This window comes from Kitasatospora sp. NPDC001683 (genome assembly GCF_053596495.1).
On sequence record NZ_JBSFGK010000020.1, the window covers coordinates 21,292 to 45,154 of the forward strand.

Annotated in this window: 26 protein-coding genes; 15 read left to right on the plus strand and 11 right to left on the minus strand. The window is 73.4% G+C overall.

Annotation, left to right across the window (positions count from 1 at the left end; all coding sequences use genetic code 11):
- Positions 1 to 109: 109 nt before the first annotated feature.
- Positions 110 to 436, minus strand: a complete 327-nt coding sequence (locus ACWCYO_RS13490; RefSeq protein ID WP_449784320.1) for a hypothetical protein — start codon at positions 434 to 436, stop codon at positions 110 to 112.
- A gap of 407 nt (positions 437 to 843) precedes the next feature.
- On the opposite strand from ACWCYO_RS13490, the gene qcrB reads away from it, so the two are divergent.
- Positions 844 to 2,469 carry a cytochrome bc1 complex cytochrome b subunit gene (qcrB, locus tag ACWCYO_RS13495; protein ID WP_270151434.1) on the plus strand — a complete coding sequence of 542 codons (1,626 nt, stop codon included), beginning with the start codon at positions 844 to 846 and terminating at the stop codon, positions 2,467 to 2,469.
- Between the two features lie 66 nt (positions 2,470 to 2,535).
- Here the strand turns inward: qcrB and ACWCYO_RS13500 are convergent, their stop codons facing one another.
- Positions 2,536 to 2,934 (minus strand): hypothetical protein, encoded by a 399-nt coding sequence (locus ACWCYO_RS13500; protein WP_270149611.1) that lies wholly within the window; start codon positions 2,932 to 2,934, stop codon positions 2,536 to 2,538.
- A 198-nt stretch (positions 2,935 to 3,132) separates the two neighbouring features.
- Here ACWCYO_RS13500 and ACWCYO_RS13505 point away from each other — a divergent pair, with 198 nt between their 5' ends.
- The 5 genes from ACWCYO_RS13505 (at position 3,133) to ACWCYO_RS13525 (ending at position 7,097) form a co-directional block, all read left to right on the plus strand.
- Positions 3,133 to 3,765: an acyl-CoA-like ligand-binding transcription factor gene (locus tag ACWCYO_RS13505; RefSeq protein WP_449784321.1), complete on the plus strand. Its 633-nt coding sequence runs from the start codon at positions 3,133 to 3,135 to the stop codon at positions 3,763 to 3,765.
- Between the two features lies 1 nt (position 3,766).
- Positions 3,767 to 5,416, plus strand: coding sequence for an FAD-dependent monooxygenase (locus ACWCYO_RS13510; RefSeq protein WP_449784322.1), 1,650 nt, complete (start codon positions 3,767 to 3,769; stop codon positions 5,414 to 5,416).
- Positions 5,417 to 5,488: 72 nt separating this feature from the next.
- A complete protein-coding gene (locus ACWCYO_RS13515) occupies positions 5,489 to 5,839 on the plus strand; it encodes a hypothetical protein (RefSeq protein ID WP_270149608.1) in 351 nt (116 codons plus the stop codon).
- Positions 5,840 to 5,930: 91 nt separating this feature from the next.
- Positions 5,931 to 6,587, plus strand: coding sequence for an NADPH-dependent F420 reductase (locus ACWCYO_RS13520; protein WP_270149607.1), 657 nt, complete (start codon positions 5,931 to 5,933; stop codon positions 6,585 to 6,587).
- Between the two features lie 78 nt (positions 6,588 to 6,665).
- Entirely contained in the window at positions 6,666 to 7,097 is a 432-nt protein-coding gene (locus ACWCYO_RS13525; protein WP_270149606.1) for a YchJ family protein, read from the plus strand.
- A gap of 21 nt (positions 7,098 to 7,118) precedes the next feature.
- Here ACWCYO_RS13525 and ACWCYO_RS13530 read toward each other — a convergent pair whose 3' ends face one another.
- A complete protein-coding gene (locus tag ACWCYO_RS13530; protein WP_449784323.1) occupies positions 7,119 to 8,123 on the minus strand; it encodes a polysaccharide deacetylase family protein in 1,005 nt (334 codons plus the stop codon).
- A 233-nt stretch (positions 8,124 to 8,356) separates the two neighbouring features.
- On the opposite strand from ACWCYO_RS13530, the gene ACWCYO_RS13535 reads away from it, so the two are divergent.
- Positions 8,357 to 8,890 (plus strand): GNAT family N-acetyltransferase, encoded by a 534-nt coding sequence (locus ACWCYO_RS13535; protein WP_270149604.1) that lies wholly within the window; start codon positions 8,357 to 8,359, stop codon positions 8,888 to 8,890.
- Entirely contained in the window at positions 8,877 to 9,092 is a 216-nt protein-coding gene (locus ACWCYO_RS13540) for a hypothetical protein (protein ID WP_449784324.1), read from the plus strand. The genes ACWCYO_RS13535 and ACWCYO_RS13540 overlap by 14 nt, the downstream gene beginning before the upstream one ends.
- Here ACWCYO_RS13540 and ACWCYO_RS13545 read toward each other — a convergent pair.
- Positions 9,068 to 9,973 carry a carbohydrate kinase family protein gene (locus ACWCYO_RS13545; RefSeq protein ID WP_270149602.1) on the minus strand — a complete coding sequence of 302 codons (906 nt, stop codon included), beginning with the start codon at positions 9,971 to 9,973 and terminating at the stop codon, positions 9,068 to 9,070. The two genes, ACWCYO_RS13540 and ACWCYO_RS13545, sit on opposite strands and share 25 nt — an antisense overlap.
- Positions 9,974 to 10,314: 341 nt before the next feature.
- On the opposite strand from ACWCYO_RS13545, the gene ACWCYO_RS13550 reads away from it, so the two are divergent.
- From ACWCYO_RS13550 to ACWCYO_RS13570, 5 genes are all read left to right on the plus strand, one after another.
- Positions 10,315 to 11,835: a M1 family metallopeptidase gene (locus ACWCYO_RS13550; protein ID WP_449784325.1), complete on the plus strand. Its 1,521-nt coding sequence runs from the start codon at positions 10,315 to 10,317 to the stop codon at positions 11,833 to 11,835.
- Between the two features lie 358 nt (positions 11,836 to 12,193).
- Positions 12,194 to 12,718, plus strand: a complete 525-nt coding sequence (locus ACWCYO_RS13555; RefSeq protein ID WP_449784326.1) for a SigE family RNA polymerase sigma factor — start codon at positions 12,194 to 12,196, stop codon at positions 12,716 to 12,718.
- Positions 12,705 to 13,463 (plus strand): hypothetical protein, encoded by a 759-nt coding sequence (locus ACWCYO_RS13560; protein WP_449784327.1) that lies wholly within the window; start codon positions 12,705 to 12,707, stop codon positions 13,461 to 13,463. Before ACWCYO_RS13555 ends, ACWCYO_RS13560 begins: the two co-directional genes overlap by 14 nt.
- 52 nt (positions 13,464 to 13,515) lie before the next feature.
- On the plus strand, positions 13,516 to 14,277 hold the full coding sequence (locus ACWCYO_RS13565; RefSeq protein WP_449784328.1) for a L,D-transpeptidase family protein: 762 nt from the start codon (positions 13,516 to 13,518) through the stop codon (positions 14,275 to 14,277).
- Between the two features lie 57 nt (positions 14,278 to 14,334).
- Positions 14,335 to 14,571 (plus strand): hypothetical protein, encoded by a 237-nt coding sequence (locus ACWCYO_RS13570; RefSeq protein WP_449784329.1) that lies wholly within the window; start codon positions 14,335 to 14,337, stop codon positions 14,569 to 14,571.
- Between the two features lie 276 nt (positions 14,572 to 14,847).
- On the opposite strand, the gene ACWCYO_RS13575 is transcribed toward ACWCYO_RS13570, so the two are convergent.
- The 3 genes from ACWCYO_RS13575 to ACWCYO_RS13585 form a co-directional block, all read right to left on the minus strand.
- A complete protein-coding gene (locus ACWCYO_RS13575; RefSeq protein ID WP_449784330.1) occupies positions 14,848 to 16,467 on the minus strand; it encodes a sigma-70 family RNA polymerase sigma factor in 1,620 nt (539 codons plus the stop codon).
- Between the two features lie 145 nt (positions 16,468 to 16,612).
- Positions 16,613 to 17,611 (minus strand): CAP domain-containing protein, encoded by a 999-nt coding sequence (locus tag ACWCYO_RS13580; RefSeq protein ID WP_449784331.1) that lies wholly within the window; start codon positions 17,609 to 17,611, stop codon positions 16,613 to 16,615.
- Positions 17,612 to 17,749: 138 nt separating this feature from the next.
- The gene (locus tag ACWCYO_RS13585) at positions 17,750 to 18,229 is read right to left on the minus strand and encodes a GNAT family N-acetyltransferase (RefSeq protein WP_270149589.1); all 480 of its coding nucleotides are present in this window, start codon (positions 18,227 to 18,229) and stop codon (positions 17,750 to 17,752) included.
- A 218-nt stretch (positions 18,230 to 18,447) separates the two neighbouring features.
- On the opposite strand from ACWCYO_RS13585, the gene ACWCYO_RS13590 reads away from it, so the two are divergent.
- Positions 18,448 to 19,197 carry a hypothetical protein gene (locus ACWCYO_RS13590; RefSeq protein ID WP_449784332.1) on the plus strand — a complete coding sequence of 250 codons (750 nt, stop codon included), beginning with the start codon at positions 18,448 to 18,450 and terminating at the stop codon, positions 19,195 to 19,197.
- Positions 19,198 to 19,262: 65 nt separating this feature from the next.
- On the opposite strand, the gene ACWCYO_RS13595 is transcribed toward ACWCYO_RS13590, so the two are convergent.
- The 3 genes from ACWCYO_RS13595 to ACWCYO_RS13605 form a co-directional block, all read right to left on the minus strand.
- Positions 19,263 to 20,654 (minus strand): MFS transporter, encoded by a 1,392-nt coding sequence (locus tag ACWCYO_RS13595; protein ID WP_405000757.1) that lies wholly within the window; start codon positions 20,652 to 20,654, stop codon positions 19,263 to 19,265.
- A gap of 7 nt (positions 20,655 to 20,661) precedes the next feature.
- Positions 20,662 to 21,456 (minus strand): glycerophosphodiester phosphodiesterase, encoded by a 795-nt coding sequence (locus ACWCYO_RS13600; protein ID WP_270149585.1) that lies wholly within the window; start codon positions 21,454 to 21,456, stop codon positions 20,662 to 20,664.
- Between the two features lie 89 nt (positions 21,457 to 21,545).
- Positions 21,546 to 21,728: a hypothetical protein gene (locus tag ACWCYO_RS13605; RefSeq protein ID WP_270149584.1), complete on the minus strand. Its 183-nt coding sequence runs from the start codon at positions 21,726 to 21,728 to the stop codon at positions 21,546 to 21,548.
- A gap of 56 nt (positions 21,729 to 21,784) precedes the next feature.
- Here ACWCYO_RS13605 and ACWCYO_RS13610 point away from each other — a divergent pair, with 56 nt between their 5' ends.
- Complete coding sequence (locus tag ACWCYO_RS13610; protein WP_270149581.1) at positions 21,785 to 22,390, plus strand: SGNH/GDSL hydrolase family protein; 606 nt, start codon at positions 21,785 to 21,787, stop codon at positions 22,388 to 22,390.
- 170 nt (positions 22,391 to 22,560) lie between these two features.
- Here ACWCYO_RS13610 and ACWCYO_RS13615 read toward each other — a convergent pair whose 3' ends face one another.
- Entirely contained in the window at positions 22,561 to 23,835 is a 1,275-nt protein-coding gene (locus ACWCYO_RS13615) for a trypsin-like serine protease (protein ID WP_449784333.1), read from the minus strand.
- Positions 23,836 to 23,863: the final 28 nt, after the last annotated feature.

The following is a 23,863-nucleotide window of genomic DNA, read 5'->3' on the forward strand; positions in this document are numbered from 1 at the left end:
CTTAGAGCCGCTGCGGTCAACTGCACCCCGCATTCAGGTAAGGGTTCGGTATGGGAACACCCATGCGCCGGTCAACTCGGCGCGCCACCGCCACCGGGAGGGATCTTCGTCACCCCCACCACTGCTCGGGCGCCGCCTCGGGCTCCGACTCCGGAGGGACCGTCACCGGTTCGGCCCAGCGCACCAGTAGGCCCCCCTCCCCCGTCTCGGTGACCAGAAGGCCCCGTTCCCGCAGGACGAGCGCGGCCGCCCCGACCACCGCCGCCCGCGCCAGGCCGGACGGCGGCCCGTCCGCTTCCAGGTCCGGGGACCAGCCGACCACCACCCCCTCGGGGTGTCGGCCGATCGACAGGGGCGAGGCACCCGGCGTGGTGTCGAACCCGGCGCGGGCCAGGGCCTCGGTGACGTCCTCGAAGAGTTCACGGTGATCCACCATTGGCGCAGCGTAGGCCCACCCCCGCACGACGCCCGGACGCGGCACGCACCGACACGCTCCAGCTGCACCCGAGCGCAGCATCGCCCCCGTTGCGCCGACCGGGGCCGACCGATCGGGCGTCAGGAACCCCCGTCCGGCCCGACACGCGCGGCCGGACGGCCCGATGGACGTGCACAGTCGGCCCCCTGCCGACAGCATGACAGAGTAAGCGCTCCATCACCCTGAGCAACGGGTCCAGCGAACCGCCCAGGTCCGCGCGCCGGTCCGCCCGGCGGGCCCGTATCGAGAGGTCCCATGATCACAACACTTCGTCGGCCGGCGTTCCCGCCGGCGGGCCTCCACCACGGCACGCCGGGAACGCCGGGGAGCCCGTCGTGAGCACCGAACTGCAGTCGCAGCCGGGACGGGTGACCAGCAGCACGCGCACCAAGCCGGCCAACAAGGCCGAAGCCCTCGCCGACTGGACCGACGGCCGGCTCGGCATCTACTCCCTCGCCAAGTCCAACCTGCGCAAGATCTTCCCGGACCACTGGTCCTTCATGCTGGGCGAGATCGCGCTCTACACCTTCGTCATCATCATCCTGACCGGCGTCTGGCTGACCATGTTCTTCCAGCCGAGCATGGCCGAGGTCGTCTACGACGGGAAGTACGTGCCGCTCAAGGGCGTCCAGATGTCGCTGGCCTACGCCTCCACCGTCGACATCAGCTTCGACATCCGCGGCGGCCTGCTGATGCGCCAGATCCACCACTGGTCCGCCGTCGTCTTCATCGCCTCGATGCTGACCCACATGCTGCGCGTCTTCTTCACCGGGGCCTTCCGCAAGCCCCGCGAGATCAACTGGGTCTTCGGTGCCCTGCTGCTGATCCTCGGCATGTTCGACGGCTTCATGGGCTACTCGCTGCCCGACGACCTGCTCTCCGGCACCGGCATCCGCTTCATGGAGGGCGCGATCCTGGCCGTCCCCATCGTCGGCAGCTACCTGCAGTTCTTCATCTTCGGCGGGCAGTTCCCCGGCTTCATCATCATCCCCCGGCTGTTCACCGTCCACGTCCTGCTGATCCCGGGCATCATGGTGGGCCTGCTCGCGGCGCACCTGATCCTGGTCTTCTACCACAAGCACACCCAGTTCGCCGGGCCCGGCCGCACCAACGAGAACGTGGTCGGCATGCCGCTGATGCCGGTCTACATGGCCAAGGCGGGCGGCTTCTTCTTCCTGGTCTTCGGCGTGATCGCGGTCATGTCGGCGATCGCCACGATCAACCCGATCTGGGCGTACGGCCCGTACCGGCCCGACCAGGTGTCCACGGACGCCCAGCCCGACTGGTACATGGGCTTCTCCGAGGGCCTGATCCGGGTGATGCCCGGCTGGGAGATCAGCGTCTGGGGCGGCCACACCCTGAACCTTGGGGTGTTCATCCCGCTGCTGGTCTTCCCGACCCTGCTGCTGGTCATCTGGTGCTGGCCGTTCCTGGAGGCCTGGGTCACCGGGGACCGCGGCGAGCACCACATTGCCGACCGTCCGCGCAACCACCCGGTCCGCACCGCCTTCGGCGTGGCCTGGATGGGCCTCTACCTGCTCCTGCTGGCCGGCGGCGGCAACGACCTGCTGGCGACCCACTTCCGCCTGTCCATCAACGTGATCACCTACGCGGTGCGGGCCGGCTTCTTCGCCCTGCCGGTGGTCCTCTTCGTGATCACCAAGCGCTGGTGCCTGGGCCTGCAGCGCCGCGACAAGGAGAAGGTGCTGCACGGCCGGGAGACCGGCGTCATCAACCGGCTGCAGCACGGCGAGTACATCGAGGTGCACGCGCCGCTGCCGCAGGGCCGGCTGTACACCCTCACCGCGCACGAGCAGCCCGAGCCGGTCGTGCTGGAGCCCGAGGTGGACGAGAACGGCGTGGTCCGCCGGGCCGGCCTGTGGACCCGCACCCGGGCCAAGCTGTCCCGCGGCTTCTACGGCGAGGGCAGCCAGATCGCCAAGCCCACCGTCGAGGAGCACGAGGAGATCACCAGCGGCCACGGCCACCACTGATCCCCCGTACGACGAGGGCCCGCTGTGCCGTTGCCGGCGCAGCGGGCCCTCGTCGTGCCGGGGCGCTCAGAGCCGCAGGGCCGCCGGGACGACGGCGAACAGCGCCGCCGCGACGGTGACGGACAGACAGAGTGCCGCCCAGCGGGCGCAGATCCGGCGGCACTCGGCACGGTAGCGGGCGGCCAGTCGGCGGCAGCGCTGGACGGCGCGCTCCACGACCTCCTCGGCGTAGCGCAACCGGTCGGCGGCGTAGGCCTGTTCGAGGCTCTCCCGCTCCGCGTCCGGCAGCCAGGGGAACTGCGCGGCGAAGGCCCGGGCGTCCCGTTCGGCCGCCGCGACCTCGGCCTCCCAGGCCAGGAAGCCCTCGATCCGGGCGATCCCCACTCCGGAGTTCACCCGGCCGCCACCGGCCGGCCCGCCCTGGCGCGGCGCCCGCGCTCGCGGTGGACGCTGTCTGCCACCCATGACCGCTCCTCAAGTCCTGTCGAGTCGTCCGGAATTCCTGCGGGGATGGGCTCCCATCCGGGATCGCTCCGCAATCAGGCAACTACTACCAGCGACGAACCGCAGGTCGCGGGCGGCTCGCCACGGTCCCGGAAGGCCGGAAAAACTTGCGCCATGCGCACTATTGCGTGACACGCACTTTCTGGGGAGAGTAGTGCCATGACGAACGGGCAGCCCGGTCTGCGGGAACGGAAGAAGGCCGCGACGCGGGAGGCACTGAGCTGGGCGGCACTGTGCCTGGCGGTGGAACGGGGGCTGGAGAACGTCCGGGTGGAGGACATCGCGGCCGCGGCCGGAGTGTCCCCGCGCACCTACAACAACTACTTCTCCAGCAAGGCCGAGGCGATCGTCTTCCGGCACCGCAACCGGATCCTGCGGACCGCCGAGGCCCTACGGGCCCGCCCCGCGGAGGAACCGCTGTGGGAGGCGCTGACCAACTCCTTCGTCGTGCCCTTCGAGGACGCGACCGAGGAGCCGGCCCCGGAGTGGACCGCCGCCGTCCGACTGCTGCTCAGCGAGCCGGCCCTGCAGGCCGAGTTGAGCCGTGGCGGCGCGGAGACGCGGACCGGGCTCGTGGCGGCGATCGCCGCCCGGACCGGAACCGACGCCGCCCGGGACCTCTACCCGAAGCTGGTCGCCTCGGCCGCGCTCTCCGCGATGCAGGTCGCCTACGAGCAGTACCTGACCGCCGAACCGGCGGTGCCGTTCCTGCCGGTGCTCGCCGAGGCACTGCGGCAGCTGGCGGCCGGGCTGCCCGAACCGTCCCGGTCAACCGAACAGAGGGGGATCTGAGATGACCAACGACGTCATCATCGTCGGCGCCGGCCCGGTCGGGCTGTTCCTGGCCTGCGAACTGGCGCTGGCCGGAGTCCAACCGGTGGTGCTGGACCGGCTGCCCGCGCGCTCCGGCGAGCAGAAGGCCAACGGGCTGGTCGGGCAGGTGCTCCGCCTGCTCGACCACCGCGGTCTCCACCAGCCGCTCAGCGGGGTCCCGGGCGCGCCACAGCCCGTACCGCGCTTCGTGTTCGGCGCCTTCCCGCTGGACCTGCACCGGCTCGACCCGAACCCGCTGCACGCCGTGCCCGTCCCGCAGCACCGGGTCGAGGAGGTGCTGGAGGAGCGCGCCCTCGCCCTGGGCGTCACCGTGCACCGCGACCACGAGGTCACCGGCTTCGCCCAGGACGCGACCGGGGTCAGCGTCGACCTCCACGGCCCCGACGGCGCCGGGCAGTTGCGGGCCCGCTACCTGATCGGCGCGGACGGCGGCCGCAGCACCGTCCGCAAGCTGGCCGGGATCGACTTCCCCGGCGTCACCTCGCCCGACCCGGTCTCCCGCGTCGCCCACGTGCTGCCGCCCGAAGGTCTCCGCATGACCGACGGCGGCGAGGTCCTGCTGCCCGGTTGCCCGACCCCGTTCCGCCCGTACACCCACACCCGCACCGAGCACGGCGTGTTCGTCATCTCCCCCTTCAACCCGGACGCCGTCATGATCGCCACCCAGGAGTGGGGCGGCCCGCCGGTGGACCAGGAGGCCCCGCTCACCCTGGACGAGCTGCGCGCCAGCATCCGCCGGGTCACCGGCGCCGACCTCGAACTCGCGCCCGCCCGTACCGCCGGCCCGTTCACCCCGCGGCGCACCGTCGGCCACAACACCCGGCTCGCCGAGCGTTACCGCGACGGCCGGGTCCTGCTGGTCGGCGACGCCGCCCACGTGCACGCGGCGACCGGCGGTCCCGGCCTCAACCTCGGTCTGCAGGACGCCGCCAACCTCGGCTGGAAGCTGGCCGCCGACCTCCAGGGCTGGGCCCCGCCCGGTCTGCTGGACAGCTACCAGCACGAACGCCGCCCGGTCGGCGAGCGGGTGTTCATGCATTCCCAGGCGCAGACGGCCCTGATGTCCCCCGGCCCGGCGGTCACCGCACTGCGCGCCCTGGTCGGCGAACTGCTCTCCCACGACGACAACCTCGCCCGGATAGCCGCGCTGATGGCGGGCAGCGACGTCCACTACGACACCGACTGCCCGCACCCGCTGGCCGGGGGCTTCACCCCGGAGCTCACCCTCGGCACCCCCCGAAGGGCCCGCCGGTGCCGAAAGGGAGAAGCGAGGGAGCGACGAAGGAGCGACGGAGCGCCGACCGTCGGCACCGGGTCAGGAGGGCCCGGAGGCGAGCGGGCGGACGGCGGCGTCCGCCTCGCCGAACTCGCCCGCGGCGGGCGGCCGTTGCTACTCGACCTGAGCGGCGGCGGGCTCGGCCTCGCCGACCGGGCGGCGGCCTGGAAGGACCGGGTCGACCTGGTGACCGCCGACTGTTCGCAACCACCGGCCGACGCGCTGCTGCTGCGCCCGGACGGGTACGTCGCCTGGGCCTGCGCCCCCGGGGACGCCGACCCGGAGGGGCTGGACCGGGCGCTGCGCCGCTGGTTCGGTGAACCGCGTGGCTGAGTAGCCGTACCCGGTCGACCTGAGTATCCCGCCCCTGCCGGTGGTCGTGGCCGGGGCCGGACGATGGACGGCATGAGCGAGTCCGCCCACACCGCAGCCGCCCCCAACCGGCCCGTCCACGACCGCTGGTGGCGAGCCCCGTTGATCTCGACAGCGGTCACCCTGATGCTCCTGCCCCCGGCGATCGTGTTCCGGGGACTCGCCGAGATGACCACGGATCCCTGCACGTCCACGGACCCGTGCCCCGCCGTGCCCTACCTGGCCGCCGCCTCCTCCGCCCTGATCGCGGCACAGATCGCGACGGTGCTCCAATGGCCAGCGGCCTGGCTGTTCCGCAGGGCCCGGGTGGCGGTCTCGCTCGCACCGGTGGCAGCCCTGGCGGTGGAGATGATCGCGATCACGAGCGCGGGGAGCGCCCGCTGAACACGGGTTCCGCCCCTCGTGGCAGTGCGTCAACTATCGTCGTCGCGACCGCCCCACGAGGGACGGACGACTTCGAGACGACGGGGAAGAAGTGCGCATCGGAATCATCGGCACCGGCGTGGTCGGGCAGACCCTGGGAACGAAGCTGGTCTCCCTCGGCCACCAGGTGATGCTGGGCTCCCGCACCAAGGACAACGAGAAGGGGCTGGCCTGGACCCGGCAGGCCGGCCCCGGCGGGAGCACCGGGACCTTCGCCGAGGCGGCGGCCTTCGGCGAGGTGGTGCTGAACGCCACCGGTGGGACGGTCTCGCTGGAGGCGCTGCGCGCGGCCGGGGCCGAGCACCTCGCCGGGAAGCTGCTGATCGACGTCTCCAACCCGCTGGTCTTCGGCCCCGACGGCGGCGTCACCCTCGCCCCGGTGAACACCGACAGCGTCGGCGAGCAGATCCAGCGCGAGTTCCCCGAGGCCAGGGTGGTGAAGGCGCTCAACACGCTGAACTGCGCGCTGATGGTCGAGCCGGGCAAGCTGGCCGGCGAGCACAACCTGTTCATCGCCGGGAACGACGCCGGCGCCAAGGCCGAGACCGTCGCACTGCTGGGCGAGTTCGGTTGGCCGGCCGGGTGGATCGTCGACCTCGGCGACATCACCGGCGCCCGGGCGACCGAGATGATGATGCCGTTCTGGCTGCGGATGATGGGCCACTTCGGCAACGCCGAGTTCAACTACTCCTTCAAGCGCCCCCGGTAGGACGCTTCGGGCCCGTCCCTCCCGCTCGGGCGGGGACGGGCCGCGTGCGGCCGCCGACCGTGGGGGAGAATGGACGGCATGTCCCGACGTCGTTCCGCGCCCCGCCCCGCCGCTCCCCGGCTCCTGCCGTCCTCCCCGTGCCCGTGCGGCCTGCCCGCCGCCTACGGCGACTGCTGCGGCCGGCTGCACCGAGGCCAGGCCAAGGCCACCACCGCCGAGTCGCTGATGCGCTCCCGGTTCAGCGCCTTCGCCGCCCAGGACGAGGCCTACCTGCTGCGCACCTGGCACCCGGACACCCGGCCCGCCGAGGTCGACTTCGACCCGGCGCTGCGCTGGACCCGGCTGGAGGTGGTCTCCACCAGCGAGGGCGGCGCCTTCCACGCCGAGGGCACCGTCGCCTTCCGGGCGCACTGGACCGAGGGCGGCGAGGAGGGCGTGCTCACCGAACACAGCCGGTTCGTCCGGTACGAGGGCGCCTGGGTGTACCTCGACGCGCTCTCGCTCGGCTGAGGCCGTCCTCGCGGGTGGTCGTCAGAGGTAGTCGTCCAGGCGGCCCAGCGAGAAGCCGGCCGCGGTGACCTCGTTGACCACCTTGCGCAGCAGGTCCGGCATGGTGGCCTTCCAGTCGGAGACGCCGCGGAAGTGGGTGAGGATGATGTCGCCCGGGTGGAGCTTGCGGTCGTCGTAGCGCCACTCCATGTGGTCCGGGAAGGCCTCCTCGTTCCACAGCGGCACCGCCTGCACCCCGCAGGAGGCGGCCGCGCGCAGGGTGTCGTCGTTGTACTCGCCGTACGGGGGCCGGAACAGCCGGGGGCGGACGCCGATCTGCTTCTCCAGCTGGTCCTGCTGGTCGCAGATCTCCTGGCGCTGGGTCTCGTAGTCGAGGACCTTGAGGTCGCGGTGGTTGATCGTGTGGTTATTGATCTCCACGCCCTGCTTGTGCAGGTCCCGGAAGTAGCCGTAGTTGTCGCGGACGAGGTAGTCGGAGAGGAAGGCGCTGAACGGGATGCCCAGTTCCCGGGCCATCCGGGAGAACTCCGGGTCCTTCTCGTCGCCGTCGTCGACGGTCAGGAAGACCACCTTGTCCTCCGTCGGCACCCGGAACACCACGGGCGGGCGGCCGTCCTTCAGTTTGACGCCCTGCACCGGGGTGAGCACGGTCCTGGTCGCCGGGCGGGACGGGGCCTTCAGCGGTGGGCGGTCCAGGCCCCAGTGCTGCGCGGCCTCCAGGGCGGCGCGGGCCGCGTCCGCCTGGCGGGCGACCGCCTCGCGGCTGCTCTCCTCCTCCTGCCGGGCCAGCCCGGGGAGCACCGGCGGCACGGCGGGCGGGCGGGCCGCGCCGCGGTCGTCGGCCTCGGACGCTGCCGGGTCTTCGGCGGCCGCCCCCGTAACGGCTCCCTCGGCGGCGGCTTCCTCGGCGGCGGCTCCGACGGCGGCTCCCACCGCGGGGGCTTCGGCGGAGGGGTCGGGCTCCGGCTGGGCGGCGGGTCCGGCGCAGCCGGCGACCACGGCGGCGAGGCAGACGGCGGCGAGCACGCCGGTCCGTGCGCCGCTCCGCTTCTGACTTCCCCTCAGGCCTGCACTAATGCGACAAACTGATGGTCCGTTCATGGCTGCACTGCTCCCCCGCCGTGCAGCCCCGCCAATCCCCCCATCACCCACCCGGGGCAACGGCACGCCGATCGCCTTGCCGTTCCTTTGCCGAATCCTCCGGAACCGGCACGAAAAACCCTTTGCGGTCACCGCCTGCGGGAGCGGATCATGCGCGCATGACCGACACCGCGCCCAGCCCCTCCGGCCTCTGGACCATCACCACGGCCGACGTGACCTCCCCAGAGGCCGAGGCGCTGCTGCGCGAGTACTACTACGAGGTGGCCAACCGCTACTACCGCCTCCACCTGGGCCGGGAGGGCACCCCGGAGCAGCTGGCGGCCGGCCTCGCCGACTCGCCCAGCCGCGACCTGGCAGCCCCCACCGGCCTCTTCCTACTCGGCCGCTATGACGGCGCCGCCCAGTCCTGCGCCGGCCTGCGGCGCCACGACGCCACGACGGTCGAGCTCACCCGCGTCTTCGTCCGCCCCGGCCTGCGCGGCACCGGCGGCGGCGCCCGGCTGCTCGCCGCCGTCGACGAGGCCGCACGCACAATGGGCGCCGAGCGGATCGTCCTCGACACCCGCCTCGACCTGGTCGAGGCCCGCGCGCTGTACCTGCGCCACGGCTACCGGGAGATACCGGCCTACGGCGACCCCGGGCCCTACGCCGAGATCTGGTACGGCAAGGACCTCACCGATGCCGATCGGTGAGGGAGTTGAGCCGGTGGACACCGACTTCGCCCGGCGCTGCGCGGCCGCGGGCCGGGCGCTGGATCCCTACGTCGGGCACTTCATCGAACGGATCTCGCTCACGGCCGGCCGGACCGAGGACTCCCTGGACGTGGCGCTCCACGCCGAACCCAGCCGGCCGCAGGCCCTGATCGCGGTCTACACCACCTCGGCGTCCGCATAGCGGGCCAGGGCGTGCGCCAACTCGGCGGCCGAGGGCGGGTTGGCGCCGGGCCGGGAGACGGTCACGGCGGCGGCGGTGACGGCCTGGGTGAGGCAGTCGGTGAGGTCGGCGCCGCAGGCACGGGCGTGCAGGAAGGCGGCCATGAAGGAGTCACCGGCGCCGACGGTGTCCGCGACCGGCACCGGGACGGCCGCCGCATGCTCGCGGCCGCCCTCGGCGGTCAGCGCGAAGGCGCCGTCCGCGCCGAGGGTCACGGCGACCACGGCGGGGCCGAGGGTGAGCCAGCGCTCGGCCACCGCCTCGGCGGGTTCGCCCGGGTAGAGCCAGGCGAGGTCCTCGTCGCTCGCCTTGACCAGGTCGCTGAGCGCCACGCAGCGCTCGACCCGGCGGACGGCCTCCGCCCGCTCGCCCATCAGTGCCGGGCGCACGTTCGGGTCGTAGCTGACCTGCGCCCGGCCGCGCCAGCGCTCCACCAGGGCCAGCACCGCCGCCGCGCCCGGTTCGGTGACCGCGCCGATCGAGCCGAGGTGGATCGCGGCGGGGGCGGCGGCCGGCTCGGTCGGCGGGAGGGTCCAACCGATGTCGAAGGCGTACTGCGCCCGACCCTGCCCGTCCAGCCGCACCACCGCCGAGGGCGTCCGAGCCACCTCGGCGGCCCGGACCTCCACCCCGGCCGACTCCAGGTGCGCGCGGATCAGCCGCCCGTTGGCGTCCGGCCCCAGTTCGGTGAGCAGCACGGCCGGGCGGCCCAGCCGGGCCAGGCCGTACGCGAGGTTGGCCGGGCTGCCGCCGGGGTGCACCCGGTCGGGGGCGCCGTCGGTGCGCACGATGTCGGCGACGCACTCGCCGATCACCAGAACGGGTGAAGCGGGGCTGGTCACGGCGGCTCCTGGCATCCGGTTCGCGGGCGTCGTCTCGGGCGCCAGCCTACGGCGTGTCCTACGGGGTGCGTCCGGGGTGCCGTCAGAGCGCATGAGTACGGCCGCCGGACCTGGCCAGGTTCTCCGACGGCCGTGGCTCCGTCCGTCAGGGGGCGAAGCACTTCGAACGTTAGCCCCGGCTCGCGGGCGCCGCCAGCAGCGTGGTCCGTCCGGGGGATGTGCGTCTGTCGGCACGGTTCGGATCGAACCCGCCCGGTCGGGTCTGACGGTCCACTAGCATCCGTGCCCGGAGCGTCGCGCGCACCGCCGCACCGACCCCGGCCCTCCGTCTCCGAAGTGTGGTGATCGCCCTGCTCAGGTCCCGTGTCGGCCTCGCCCTGTCGCTGGTGCTCAGTGCGGCGCTGCTGTCCGCGAGCGTCCCGTCGGCCACCGCCGTGGACGGGCTGGGCGATCCGGTCTTCCCCACGCTCGGCAACACCGGGTACCGCGCGCTCGCCTACGACCTGTCCTTCGAGTACCGGGCCGACACCCGGACCGTGGACGCCACCGCGGTGATCACCGCCCGGCTCTCCCGTACGCTCCCCAGCCTGTCGCTGGACTCGCTCGGGCTGAACGTGCGCACCGTCCGGGTCGACGGGCGCCCGGCCCGGTTCACCGCCCACGACGAGAAGCTGACCGTCACCCCGGCGCGGCCGCTGCACCACGGCGGCACCGCGCGGCTGACCGTCGAGTACTCCGCCGACCCGCGCGCCGCGCTCCCCCACACCGGCTGGGTGCCGACCCCCGACGGCTTCGCGGTGGCCGGCCAACCGGCCAGCGCGCACACCGTCTTCCCCTGCAACGACCACCCGAGCGACAAGGCCCGCTTCACCATCGCGGTGACCGCGCCGGACGCGCTCCTCGGCATCGCCAACGGGGAGTTGGCGCAGACCGAACGGCTCGACGACGGTCGCACCACCCGGCGGTACGTCTCGCGCGAGCCGATGGCCACCGAACTCGTCCAGGTGTCGGTCGGCGACTACGCCGTCCGCGAGCGCCCCGGCCCGCACGGACTGCCGCTGCGCGACGTCGTCCCGACCGCCCGGGTCGCCGAGCTGGCCCCCGCGCTCGACCTCACCGCCGACCAACTCCGGTGGGCCGAACAGCACTTGGGGTCGTTCCCGTTCGAGTCCTACGGCATCCTGCCGGCCAACACCGACGACCCGGCGGCCTTCGCCTTCACCGGGCTGGAGACCCAGACCCTCACCCTCTACAAGCCCGGCTTCCTGCGCCAGGCCGAGCCGGCGATCGGCTCGCACATGATGCACGAGCTGGTGCACTCCTGGTTCGGCGACAGCGTCTCCCCCGCCACCTGGGCCGACCTCTGGCTCAACGAGGGCCACGCCGACTACTACGGCCTCCTCTACCGCTACGAGCGCGGCTGGCCCGATGCCTGGGGCCACACCACCCTGGTCGACCGGATGCGCATGCTGTACGGCCTCGGCGACCAGTGGCGGCACGACGCCGGGCCGGTCGCCTCCCCCACCGCCGACAACCTCTTCGACAGCCAGCGGTACACCGGCGGGGCGCTGGTGCTGTTCGCGCTGCGGGAGAAGGTCGGGGCAGCGACCTTCGACCGGATCGAGCGCACCTTCCTGCGCGAGCACCGCTACGGCACCGCGACCACCCGGGACTACGTGCGCACCGCCTCCGAGGTCTCGGGGCAGGACCTCAGCGGCTTCCTGGACGACTGGCTGTACGGACGGCGCACCCCACCGATGCCGGGGCACCCGGACTGGACCGTGGCGCCGGTGTCCGACGCCCCGGCCGCCGGCGCGCGGGCGGCCGTTCCCGGCGCGGCGGAGGGATCGGGGACGATCTGAGGCGTTTCGCGGCCCCTGATCGCCTTTCGGAGGCTCTGCCGCGATTCGCCCGCCCGGTCGCGCCGCGCTGCGACCCCGGGCGCCCCCGTGCGCCCCTGGCCGTCCCGGCTCCGGCGGGCCATGGTGGTCCCCACGGCCCGCCTGCCGCCCGGCCCAGCCCCGGCCGGCACGCGGGCCGTCCAACGCCTCCGGCGGGCCCGGCGCGAGGTGGGGTGAATTTCCCCCGCCCGGACAGGCAACCCACCGCGCCGCCCATCGCGTTCAGCAGCCGTGAGAACGACACCCACGACAACGCGGCCCGTCCGGCCGCCACGGCTGACGGGAACGGTGCGGACACCATGGCGGGGGCAGCGGCACGATGAGGGACGCGACACCGGACTTCGCGGAGTTCGTCGCCGCCTGCGCCCCCAAGCTGCTGCGCACGGCCTGGCTGCTGACCGGGGACCCGCACCAGGCCGAGGACCTGCTGCAGACCGCGCTCGCCAGGGTCTGGCCCCGCTGGGATCGGATCGCCCACGAACGGCCCGAGGCCTACCTGCGCAAGGCGCTGGTGAACTGCCACCTCTCCTGGTGGCGGCGGCGCTGGACCGGAGAACTGCCGCACGGCGAACTGCCGGAGCCGGTGCCGGCCCGGCCCGACCCCTACGACGACGTGGTGCTCACCCACGTGGTCGCCGAGGCGGTCCGGGCGCTGGCGCCGCGCCAGCGGGCCGTCGTGGTGCTGCGCTTCTTCGAGGACCTCAGCGTGGAGGAGACCGCCGAGGTGCTGCGCTGCAGCACCGGCACGGTCAAGAGCCAGACGCACCGCGCGCTCGCCGCCCTGCGCGGACGGCTCCCGGACCGGGAGCTGCTGCTGGACGGAGGAAGCCGTGAGCAGGGCTGAACGCCCCGAGGGGGCCGGCGGCGCCGAGGAGGAGGAGCTGCGCGTCCTGCTGCGCCGGGCCGTCCCGGCGCTGGCCGCGCCGCAGGACCGGCTGGAACGGGTGCTCGCCCGGGCCGACCGGAACCGGCGACGACGGCGAGCCGCCGGGCTCGGGCTCGGCCTCGCCGGCGGACTGGTCGCCGCCGCGCTGGCCGCCGCACCGGCGACCGCTCCGGGCCCGGAGCGGGGGCCGGCGGGGCAACCGACGGCCTCGGCCCCGACCACCGGAACGCCGTCCGGCACGCCCGCGGAGCCGGTCGAGCTGGTCCACTTCCCCGGAGCCGACGGCCTCACCGCGACCCGGCCGCCGGGCTGGTACTTCCAGCCCGTCTCCAGCGATCCGCGCAGGACCATCGGCTACCTGGCCAACCGGCAGTTCAACGCGAAGGCCCCCTGCCCCGCCTCGGTCGGCCCCTGCGTGCCGATCGCGCCGCTGACCACGGACCGGGTCCTGCTCACCCTGCGGCTGATCGACCTGCCGGACGCGGCCGGGCAGACCGACGGGGAGACCACGAGCATGACGGACATCGTGGTCGACAAGGACTGCTCCGGCTACGGCGGCAACCGGGAGCTGGTCGGTCACCGGAGCATCGTCCTCGAGAAGACCATGACGGTCGAACTGACGGCCTGTGCGCGGGAGCCGTCGGACCAGACGCTGCGGCAGGTGCAGCAGGTGCTCGACTCGCTCCGGATGGCGGGCCGCTGAGCTCCTGCCCGTCCCCTGAACCATTCATCGACGAAGACGAAACGGAAACGCCATGTCCCTACCCCGCCATGCCCTCATGGGGCTGACGCTGCTGCTCCTGGTGGGCTGCGCACCCGAGGGTTCCGGGCCGTCCGCGCCCGCCGCCGGGCCGGCCGTCACCGGTCCGGCCGCCCCTTCCGGCCAGCCGCTCGCCGTCACCGCCGCACGGCCCGCTCCGCCCGAACTGCCGCGCCAACTGCCGGGCGTCGGGCCACGGTGGCGCAGCGCCGTCCCGGCCGGTACGCGGCAGGTACTGGTGGTCACCGGGGACGGGCCCGACGCCTCGACCGGCCACGCCGTCCTCTACCGCAACGACGGCGACGGCTGGCTCGCCGGGCCGAGCTGGCCGACCCGCAACGCCCTGCGCGGCTGGACCGCCGACCACCGCGAGAACGACCTGCGCTCCCCGATCGGGGTGTTCACCCTCAGCGACGCGGGCGGCCGCCTGCCCGACCCGGGCAGCCGGCTGCCGTACCGCCGCTCCGACGACTTCACCGTCTCGGGCACCGGCTTCGCGGGCGAGCCGCTGGCCGGGTCTTTCGACTACGTGGTCGCCATCGACTACAACCGCGTCCCCGGCTCGACCCCGCTCGACCCGCGCCGCCCGCGCGGCGGCCGGTACGGCGGCGGGATCTGGCTGCACGTCGACCACGGCGGGCCGACCCACGGCTGCGTGAGCATGAGCACGGACCGGATGCGGGAGCTGCTGCTCGCGCTGGATCCGGCTTTGGACCCGGTGGTGGTGATGGGCGACGCCGGGACGCTGGCCCACTGAGCCGGAGGGATCCGGAACCACCCGTAACCCTTGCGGCGTAGCGTCGTTGGACCGGTCATGAAGAAGCGCAGCATGCTCGCCGTCGCCTCGATCGCGGTCGGTTTCGTGGCCTCCCTCACCGCACCGAGTGCGCACGCCAGTGCGATCGGCGGCCAGGAGGGGCTGCCCGGTGCGCTGACCGGCGCGCCGGACTCGGTGCCCGGGCGGGTCGGGGACGCGGGTGGCGTGATCGGCCAGCCCACCGGGTTCGTCACGGGCGCGGCGAACGGCCTCACCCCGGTCACGCCCGCGTAGGTCGGCCGGTCCGGCCGCCGACGGGGCCGGGGTCGGGACTCGGGGAGGGGATGGGTGCAGCCGTCGAGCGGTTCCCCTCCCCGAGCCGCCGTCGGGATCAGCTGCGGACCAGGAGCCAGCCGCCCAGGCCGCTGCAGCCGGTGTTGTCATGACCTTAGCCAGCATTGGAACGATCCAATAGACGCGGCATGGCCACATCAAGAACTTGGCCGGAAACGGACATGCCGCATTCCGCCGAGGCGCACGGGCCTCGGCGGTCGGAACGGGCGGGGCTCGTCAGGACATCGGGGCGCCGAGGTCCTGGGTCCACAGGGTGCCCGCGGGGCTGGTGGCGACGCCGACGCCGATGTCCTTGAAGGCGCAGTCGAGCATGTTGGACTGGTGGATGCCGCCGTCCATCCAGCGGGCGAAGACACTCGCGGGCGTGGTCGGGCCCCGGTCGAGGTTCTCGCCCCACTGGGACCAGCGGTAGCCGGCCGCGGTGATCCGGGCGTCCGCGCGGACGCCGTCGGGGTTGACGTGGTCGAAGAAGCCGCGGGCGGCCATGTCGTCGGCGTGCTTCTGGGCGGCGCTGTGCAGCCGGGGGTCGATCCGCAGCGGGGCGCAACCCGCCTTGGCGCGTTCGGCGTTGACCAGGTCCACCAGCTGCCGTTCCGGGTTGGGCGAGGGCGCGGCGGTGGTCGGCCGGGTGGCGGTCGGCGTCGGCGTGGGCGTCGGGGTTTCGGTCGGCGTCGGGGTCGGAGTGGGAGTGGGAGTGGGAGTCGCCGACGGGGTCGTGAGCAGGACCGCAGGGGTGTCCATCGCGGCCGCCGGGGTGCTGGGTTCGGGAGCCGCCGCGCTCGGCGGCTCGCTGTGGCTCGGCCAGACCAGGGCGAGGGTGGTGACGGCCACCGCCGCGGCCGCGCCGCTCGCCAGGACGGCCTTGCGGGCGACGGTGCCGGCCCAACCGCCGTGCGCGCCGGAGCCGGTGGCCGCACCGGCGCCCGAGGCACCCGCTCCGCCCGCGCCCGCTGTGCCCGCTCCCGAACCCGCCGCGCCCGCACCCGCCCCGGCCGCGGTGGCCGAGTGCGCGGCCGTCGCGGCGGTGGCCGCCGTGTGCTGGAGGTGCAGCAGGGCGTGCGAGGCCGACGGGATCGGCACCAGGGCGAGGCCGGCCAGCAGGCCTTCAGCGGGGAAGAGGTCGCGGCCGAGGCCGTCGCAGTCGGCGCAGCCGCGGATGTGCCGGGCGATACGCTTGCGCCAGACCGAGTTCGGGGTGCCGTCGAACCCGGCGGTGACCTCGGCGAGTTCGGGGCAGCGCGGGTAGGCGCCGAGGGCGCGGACCACGACCCGGCCGGCTTCCAGCTGCTTCTTCATCCGCTGGACGCGGACGGCGGCGTGCTGCGGGGTCAGGTCCAGGGACTCGGCGAGTTCGGCGCGGGTGAGTTCGCCGCTCGCCTCCAGCCACCACAGGGCGAGCAGTTCGCGGTCGTCCGGGTCCAGCCAGCGGGTGGCCTCGGCCACTTCGCGCCGCTGGCCGGACAGGCCGAGCCGCAGGATGGTCAAGTCGGTGAAGTCGGCCCGGGGGTCGGGGACTTCCCAGGTCTCATCCAAGCCGCCGACGGTGGGCTGCTGCTGGCCGGCGGCATGGCGGCGGCGGACCTGGTTCATGGTGATGGCGACCAGCCAGGACCGGAAGGACTCCGGCTCGCGCAGCCCGTCCAGGCCGTCCAGGGCGCGGATCATGGTCTCCTGGGCGACGTCGTCCACGTCGGCGTGGCCGCCGAGGGCGCGGCCGGCCACGTTGTAGACGAGCGGCAGCCAGGCGGCGACCAGGGCCTCCTGGGCCTGCCGGTCACCTGCCTGCGCCGCGCGTACCAGGGTCGTCCCGGTCCTGTTCTGCACATCAGCGTTCATGGTCCGCACTCCGTCTTGCCGTGTTTCCGTCCGCCGCTGCCTCCTCGGAGACCCGTGGGGAATGATCAGATAACAACAATGTGCGCGGAATCGGAAAATCGGACTGCTCGTGAGGGCCGGGGCGAGGGCCGGGGCTGGGAACCGATCAGGCCGGGGCGGCGAACACCTGGGTCCACCACGGGCCGTTCGCGCCGGTCCGCACGCCCACCCCGAGCTGCTTGAAGTCGCAGTTCAGGATGTTGGCGCGGTGGCCCGGGCTGTTCATCCAGGCGTCCATCACCGCCGCCGGGTCCTTCTGGCCGCGGGCGATGTTCTCGCCCCAGCTGTTCCAGCGGTAGCCGGTGGCCTCGATCCGATGGTCGGCGTGGTAGCCCTCGGGGCTGGCGTGGTCGAAGTAGTTGCGGTCGGCCATGTCGTCGCTGTGCGACTGGGCCGCGCTCGCCAGCCGGGGCTCGGCGCTGACCGGGCCGCAACCGGCCTTGGCGCGCTCCACGTTGACCAGGTCGACGACCTGCTGCGCGTACGAGGCGTTCGCACCGCCGCCGGCCGGGGCGGCGGCCGGAGCCGCGGCGGCGCGCTGGGCGGCGACCGCGGCACCGTTGGCACCGCTGCCGCCGCCGGTGCCCGCACGGGTGGCCGGCGGGCTCGCCTTGGCGGTGGCGGTGGACTGGGCGGTCGCGGTGGCCGTCGCGGTGGGCAGGGCCGTCGGGGAGGCCGAGGCGGTCGCGCCGGCGGTGGCGCTCGGGGTGGCCGCCGGGCCGGACGCCGTCGGGCTGCCCGACGGCAGCGCTGCGCCCGAGGGATTCGTTCCCCCGGCGCCCGGCACCTGTATGCCCTCGTGCGTCCCGAGCTCGGCGGCGACCAGCGAGTCGGCCGCGGCCGCCTGCCCGGCGAGGTCACGGTCCGTCTGCTTGCCGTCGTACGCCGCGTACCCGGCTCCGGCCAGCGCGGCGAGCAGACCCGTCCCGGCCACGGCGGCGACCACCGCCGTCACCGGCACGAACCCGCCACGCCTGCGCCCCCGGCGGCCGCGGCCCTGGTGCCGCTCGGCGGCCCGCCGGGCGGCCCGGCCACCCGGGCGGCCCTGACCGCCGTTCCCGCCGCCGCTCACCGGGCTGATGGTCGTCCTGTCGTCGCTGCTCACGTGGCCACTGCTTTCTGTCCAGGTCGGCTGGTCGGGTGCCGACACCTGGGAGACCCCACGGCGGAGGGCCGATAACAGAAAGTCCGAAGGAATGTCCGGCGACCTGGTCACGCGAACCGGTCACCCGCCTCGGTCGGCTCAGCGGGCCGTGCTCTCCGGGGCCATGTCGTAGGTGACGAACATCGTCCGGGTCGCGACCTGGTCGTACTTGCTGCGCGCCCGGTGGTTGTCGTCCGCCGTGATCCACCGCACCGTGGTCCAGCCGCGCTCGGCGGCGATCTCCCGCAACCGGGCCAGCAGTTGGTCCACCGCGCCGCCGCCCCGCACCTCGGGCGCGACGAACAGGTCGTCCAGGAACCCGCCGACCGCGCCGTGCAACGGCCGGGAGAACGGCCGGAAGTGCGCGAGCCCGACCGGCCTCCCGTCGCCGTCCCGGGCCAGCAGCCCCTCCAGCTCGTGCGCCGGATCGTTGAGCCAGGACCACACCAGCTCGGCCTTCGCGTCCGGCATCGGCACCCGGTAGAACTCGCAGTACCCGCGGAAGAGTTCACGCCAGGCCGGATAGTCGCCGGGCTCCGGCGCGCCGATGCTCCAACGGTTCGCGGCAGCGCTGCTCAACGCGGTCTCCTCGATCGGTAGGTCGGACGGGCCGGTTCAGCATGACGCCCCGTCGGCCCCCGGCCGATCTCCACCCCGGCCAACACCGCCCGCCCCGCACTCCACTCCGGCGACTACCCGCCGCTTCGGGTCTACCCGGGAGGGTGAAACTTTTTCCCTTACCGGCGCCCATCGCCTACGGTAGGTCACCCCGATGACACGGAGCGGAGGTTCCTGCGGTGGACGAGCCGACGACGCAGTACCAGAGCTACAGCTGGCAGGACGAGGACGGGGGCCAGTACATCGTCCTCTACCCGGGCGACGAGGAGACCGACGAAGAGGGCAAGGCGCGGCTGCGCGCCATGGGCGCCCGGGAGCTGGCGGCGCTCCGGGCCGAGCAGGAGGAGCGGGCGGCAGGGGCGGCACCGGGCGCCGCCCGCGCCGGACGCGGGCGGCGCCGGTCCATCACCATCGACCTCGACAACCCCACGCCGCTGCCCGGTCCGCAGCTCGATCCGGAGTGGCTCCGGACCTGGTGCGAGCGGACGGGCGCGGCCCTCACCGGGTTCACCCGGTCCTTCGAGGCGAGGTACGGATTCCCGCCCGGCGAGAACGCGTTGGCCCCCGCGACGGACGACAGCCGACGGGCGGCGGACGCACTCGGCGAACTGCTGCCGGTTCCCCCCGATCTGGCCACGCTGTACGGGGTGATCGACCAGGCGTCCCTGCCCGACGTCGACAACGGCTACTTCATCCACTCACCGGGGGCGGTCACGGGGCACATCCGCGAGCACGGCACCCCCGCCATCGAGGGCGAGCGGCTGGGGCTGGTCTTCGGCAGTGACGGCGGGGGCCACCTGTTCGCGACCGGACACACCGGACGGGTCTGGAAGTCGACCACGGCCTCCTTCGACGGCGACTTCGAGCTCGTCGCCGGCACCCTGGAGGAGTTCCTCGACGGCATCGGCCGGCTGATCGCCGGCCTCTGATCCCATCCCCTGAACCCATCCCCGGCGGCCGGGCTCTGCCATCGCCCGGCCGCCGGCAGTGGGGGTCAGAGCCGCTCGGGCACCGGGTTGCCGACCGCCTCGATGGCGCGGCGCACCGGGACCTTCACCAGCACGGCGAAGCCGATCACGAAGAAGATCAGCAGCGAGATGATCGCCGAACGGTAGCTGCCGGTGATCTGGTAGGCGAGGCCGAAGACCAGCGGTCCCATCCAGCTGGTGCCGCGGTCGCTGACCTTGTAGACGCTGAAGTACTCGGCCTCCCGGCCCGCCGGGATGAGGTGGGAGAACAGCGAGCGGGAGAGCGCCTGGCTACCTCCGAGCACCAGGCCGATCATGCAGGCCAGGGCGTAGAACCAGGCGGGCTGGTGGGCGGGCATGAAGTAGCCGAGGGCCAGGGTGACCACCCAGCCGACCAGCGAGCCGAGGATGGTCTTCTTGGCGCCGTAGCGCCGGGCGATCCGGCCGAGCAGCAGCGCGCCGCCGATCGCCACGATCTGGACCATCAGGACGGCGATGACCAGCGAGGTCTGCTCCATGCCCAGTTCCTCGCTGCCGTACAGCGAGGCCTGCGAGACGACGGTCTGGATGCCGTCGTTGTAGCAGAGGAAGGCGGCCAGGTAGAGCAGCGTCAGCGGGTGCTTGCGCATGCCCTTGAGGGTCCGGCCGAGTTCGCGCAGGCTGCCGGCGGCGGGCTGGTCGGGCGCGGCCGCACCGCGCTCGCGGACCACGCCGGCCCGGGAGGGCAGCCGCAGCATCGGGACGACGGTGAACAGCGCCCACCACAGGCCCGCCGAGGCCAGGCAGATCCGCACGGCGGTGCCGGAGGACAGGCCGAGCGCGTCGTGGCCCTGGAACAGCGCCAGGTTGGCGATCAGCAGCAGTCCGCCGCCCGCGTAGCCGTAGGCCCAGCCCTTGGAGGAGACCGCGTCGCGCTCGTCGGGGGCGGCCAGGCCCGGGAGGTAGGCGTAGGAGAGCGCCACGGACACCGCGTAGGCGATGTTGGCGACCACCAGCAGCGCGCCGCCGAGCAGGTAGCGGTCGCCGTGCAGGAGGAACATCCCCATGGTGGCGAGCGCGCCGACGTAGGCGAAGCCGCACATCAGCTCCTTGTGCCGCCCGGTGCGGTCGGCGACCGTGCCGGTCAGCAGCATCACCGCGACCGAGATCAGCACCGAGAAGGAGACCGTGTACGGGAAGAACGATCCGGCACGGATCGTCAGGCCCAGCGGGTGCACGTCGCCGGACGCGTCGGCGGCGTTCTTCGCCACCTCGGTCAGGTACGGCCCGAGGAACACCGTCAGGACGGTGGCCGAGAAGGCGGCGTTGGCCCAGTCGTTGATGTACCAGCCGAACTGCATCCGGCGCAGGTCCCGGCCGTCGCCGGCGGCCGCCGGCGGCGACGAGACGTCGTCCGGCAAGTGGTCCGTGGTGCTCATGGGGCTCCTATTTCACCGTGCTGGAGCCGGTGCTGCCGTCCGTCCAGCAGCCGCGCTCGCCGAGGACGTCCCGCAGGACGTCGATGCGATCCGCCATGATGCCATCCACACCCAGGTCGAGGAGAGCCCTGATCCGTGTGGGATCGTCCACAGTCCACACGTGGACCTGCAGTCCGAGCCGGTGCGCGGCCCGGACGAAGGCCCGGTCGACCACCCGCACTCCCCGGTGCCGCTCCGGCACCTGGGCGCACACCCCGGCGAACGGCGCCCCGCCCCCGGCCAGCAGCGGCCCGGCCAGTGAGCGCAGCCGCAGCCGGGCCACCTCGCGCGGTCCGAGCGAGGTGGCCAGCCGGGGCCCGGCGGCGGCGCGGACGGCGGCGAGGCGGCTGTCGGAGAAGCCACCGACGCACACCCGGTCCCAGGCGTCGGTCCGGCGGATCGCCTCGACCAGCGGACCGACGGCCGGCGCCGCCTTCACGTCCACGTTGAAACGGACTTCGGGGAACGCGCCGAGCAGGTCCTCCAGCAGCGGCACCGGCTCGGTGCCCCCGATCCGGGCCCGCCGGACTTCCTCCCACGGCAGCTCGGCCACCGCGCCGCCGCGGTCGGTCACCCGGTCCAGCCGGGAGTCGTGAAAGGCCACCAGCACGCCGTCCGCGGTGGCGTGCACGTCCGTCTCCAGGTACCGGTACCCGAGCGCCACGGCGGCCTCGAACGCGGCGAGCGAGTTCTCCGGGTGCCCGAGCTCACCGCCCCGGTGCGCGAAGGCCAGCGGCCCCGGGTGGTCGAGGAAGGGGTGCATGTGGTGCTCCGAGCTGCTGGGAGAGGACACGGCTGCGGCCCGCGCCGACTGCGCCTCGGACCGCAGGCGTTACAGTATTACGCACCCTGTCAAGCCGTAACGCGGGTCGGCACCTGCCCCGGCGAGGCCCTGGCGGTGACGAGCCGATGGATCTGCGCGGCCACCAGGTCGGCGCGCAGGGCGGGGGCGTTCGCGGCGTCGTCGACCACGGAGATCACGACGCGGTTGTCACCGACGGCCGCGTACAGGTACACCAGGGCCCCTAAGATCATCTTCCCGAACGTCGCGGCAGGGGGCTGCGACGTGAACTTCGAGGGGCGAGAGTCACATGGTCCAGCTTTCCGACAACCCGATGACCTGGGTGATGGCCGGGGACAGCATCACCCAGGCCGTCTACCACACCCACGGCGCCCGCGGCTGGGTCGAGCACGTGCAGGAGCGGGTCTGCTGGCAGCTGGACCGGCTGACGGACATCGTGGTCAACAGCGGCGTGTCCGCCTGGCGGGCCACGGACGTGCTCGAGGCGTACGACTTCGTCATCGGCCGCTTCGCGCCGGACGTGCTGTCGCTGTCGCTCGGCACCAACGACGCCCGCGCCGGGCTGGACGGGCTCGCGGAGTTCCGCGACGCCATGCGCGAGATCATCGACCGGTCCGCAGGAGCGCAGATCGTGCTGCACACGCCCCTCGTGGTCAGCCACGCCGGGCGCGCGCCCCGCGCCGAGATGCCCGCGTACTGCCAGGCCGTCCGCGAACTCGCCGGCGAGACCGGCGCACTGCTCGTCGACCACGAGGCCCACTGGCTCGCCGCCTTCCCCGACGGCGAGGCCATCCCGTGGCTGGACGACCCCGCCCACCCCAACGCCACCGGCCACCTCCAGCTGGCCAACCACACCCTGCGCGCCCTGGGCCTGGGCGAGCTCACCGAACTCTGAGGCGGCGGATGCCCGGCGGCGCGGCCGTCTGCGCCGCCGGGCACCGGGCGGATGGAGGCGGGGCTGCCCTCACCCACCGGTGCGGCACAGGTCGTAGAGGTACGACCTGCCGACCTCGGCCGCTGCGCCGGAGCTCGGCTTCATCCTGTCCGACGGCCCCGCGTCACGGTTCACAACGCCGAGAAGCCGAGCTTGGACACCACCGGGTCGAGCGGCGTGTAGTAACCGGTCGAGAAGCAGGTCGTTGCGGACGAGGTGCCGCTGCACGGGGTCTTCGTGTCGGTGTTCCCGGCGATGATGACGCCGACCGGCGCCATGGAGTCGCCCTGTGGCTTGGCCACGGCCGGCCCTCCGCTGTCCCCTTGGGCGACGGCGATGCCTCCGCTGCGGGACTTCACCTCGGTCGCGTTGGTGCGGCCGGACGGGGAGTGGACGCCGACGCGGGTGACCTCCAGCTCGCAGTGGAACCCGGACGTGGCACCGCTGAAGCAGGCCGACTGGCCCGGGTCCAGGCGTGCCGGGCCGTACAACGGGCGGGAGTCGCCGCTGTCCCAGGCGCTGCTGTAGAAGCGGGCCGCGGTGTTGTCGCCGCTGGTGATGACGGCGACGTCGAGACCGCTGTCGTAGGCGGTGACCTCGCCGACGACGCGCTGCCCGTTGTAGACGTTCCCACTGGTCTGACAGTGGGCGGCGGTGAGCAGGACGCGCCTCTTGTCGACCCAGCCGGGGATGCCGGTGGAGCAACGGCTGTTGTCACTCAGCCTGAGATCGGCCCCTGCGTACCAGGGCGGGGCGTCGCTGGTGCGGCTGCCCCGCGTGGGAGTTTCGACGGAGCCGACCTGCGGGTGGACGGGGATGCCGGCGATCCGCTCGGCCCGGGTCGCGTAGTCGCGCATCGGTGCGTTGGCCGGCGCGATGCGCTTGGTGGCCTTCGGCTGGTACGAGAGCACGAGGCCGCTGCCGTCGTTGGCCGGGGAGATCGACGACCACTCCGCCTCGTCGTTGCCGACGACGTCGACGAACCTGCTGATGGCCCGGTCCATCTCGGAGCGCGAGTAGGCGGCCGTCCGGTAGTGGACGTCGTAGTCGGGGCTCACCGGACCGGCGGGGTCGTGGCGCATCGCCTCGCGGGTGCGGGTGCGCCAGGCGTCCACGGCCTCGGTGATCCCGGCGGGAACGGCGCCCTTCCAGAAGAGGTCGAGGTAGTGCTCGTCGCCGTGGAACACGATCGAGGTGAAGTCGCTGCCGTCGACCTGCTCGGTGTCGATCAGCCGGTGGATCTCCTCGGCGATCGGCTGCAGGTGCTTCTCGTGGTACTCGCGGCTCAGCAGGATCGCCGGAGCCATGCGTGCCTCGTCGGCGGTCTCCTGGACCCTTGCGACGGCGACCGACGCGGCGCCCAGGACCAGGACCGCGGCCGCGTACAGGAGTTTCGATCCGCGCATGGAGACACCATAGGGTGACCGGCACTCA